Consider the following 1751-nt stretch of genomic DNA (forward strand, 5'->3'; position numbering starts at 1 on the left):
GGGGCCTGTGTCTGAATAACTGTCAGAGTTGATCTGTGCAGGTGTCGTCGTGTGACGGTAGGCGGGCTCGTAGTTGCGTGAGGGTGCGGGCCGGTGCTCCGGGTAGCGGAGTGACGGCGATGCGGTGCAGGTCCAGGAGGCGGTGGCCGTCCTGGAACTGGTTGGAGAGGTTGGTGCGGCTGACGTTCAGGAGTTGGGCCAGAAGTGTGCTGGTGACGGCTCCGCGGCGGCGTAACAGGGCGGTCAGCAGACGGTGGTAGTGGTCGAGGCTGCTGGTCTGCGGGTGGAGGTAGCTGCGTGGGCGGTGGAAGCGTCGTTGGAAAGCCGCCTCGGCCAGGGCGTCCCAGTACGGTTCCGAGACAGCGACCAGGTGGTCGAAGGCGGGACGGGGCATGCCGGTCAGGGCCGGGTCGGTGAGCATCGCGGTCAGGGCGGGATCGATCGGTTGTCGGCTCCGTGCCGGCTCGGGGGGCCGGGGTGCGACCGGTGCCAGGGTGTAGTTCCAGTCGCCGTGGAAGTGGTGGGGTGTGATCGGCAGGGCGTGGAACTCGGCGGGTGGGACTGTGGTGCCCAGGTCATATCGGCCGGTGTCGATTTCGGCGCCGATTCTCAGCCCGGTGCGGGTGGTCGTGGCGGCGATAGTGTCGATGACGACCTGGTAGCTGGTCAGTGGCCTGCCTCGCCAGTTTGCGGTGATGTGGCAGAACATGCGGTGTTCGATCTTGTTCCACTTCGATGTTCCGGGCGGGAAGTGGCAGACGGTGATCTCCAGCCCGCTCTCCAGGGCGAAGGCGGCAAGGTGTTTCTTCCATGTCCAGCGGCGTGGGTCGTTGGAACCGCCGCAGTCGGCGGTGACCAGCAGCCGGCTGGCGTCCGGATGGTCGTCGCGTCCGCGGTGCTGCCACCAGCGGCGGATGGATTCCACCGCGAACTCGCCCGTGTCGTGGTCGGTCCCGACGTTGACCCAGCCCGTGTTGCGGGCGATGTCGTAGATCCCGTAGGGGATGACCACGGGCTGGTCGCTGGTGATGAAGGTGTGGCAGTCCACGCGGATGGGATTCTTGCCCGGACGCCAGGTGCGTCCGGGCCGGTCGCGGTTGCCGAGCCATTCTTTGGCTTTGGTGTCCACGCTGATCACCGGCTGGTTGTCGTCGAGGAAGGCCGCGGCGGTGGCGTTGATGTGGGTGAACTGGGCATCCCGGTCCGGATGAGCGGCGCCTTCCGTGGTTTTGGCGGTTCCCTGCAGGCTGTATCCCAGGGCGTGCAGCAGGCGTCCGACGGTCGCCGCGCTGACCGGGTGGCCCTGAGCGGTCAGTGTCGAGGCCAGGGATCGCAGTGAGAGCGTGGTCCAGCGCAACGGCGAGACTGGATCGCCCCGGGTATTCGGCTCGATCAGTGCCTCCAGCGCGGGCAGCAGACCGGGGTCGGTGACCGTCAGCGGCTTGCGGCCGGCTCCCCGGGCCCGGACCCTCCGGGCAGGCAAAGGACACCCGGACAGCTCGGCAATCCCCCGGGCGATGGTGCCCGCACTGGCGCCGGAAGCGGCAGCCACCAGCGTGATCCCGCCGTGGCCGAGCGCGGCGGCCTCGCTGGCGAGGTAGAGCCGACGGCGACGCTCATCGAGATGGGGCAGGAACCGATCGAACTTGGCCCTCAGAGCCACCACCGAGGCTCGAGCGGCCGTATGTGCAGTCACACCCCAGTGTCCCGCCAACTCCGGCTCGCAGAGCAGTAATTGAAATACAAGCCCC

1 protein-coding gene is annotated in these 1751 nt (G+C 67.8%); it reads right to left on the reverse strand.

Going from position 1 to position 1751, the window contains the following annotated elements; genetic code table 11:
- Window positions 1–22: 22 nt before the first annotated feature.
- A complete protein-coding gene (locus ACIP5W_RS35705; protein WP_401482245.1) occupies window positions 23–1657 on the reverse strand; it encodes an ISAzo13 family transposase in 1635 nt (544 codons plus the stop codon).
- Window positions 1658–1751 lie beyond the last annotated feature (94 nt).

Origin of the sequence: Streptomyces sp. NPDC088766 (assembly GCF_044750845.1) — a bacterium.
Classification (GTDB): Bacteria; Actinomycetota; Actinomycetes; order Streptomycetales; family Streptomycetaceae; genus Streptomyces.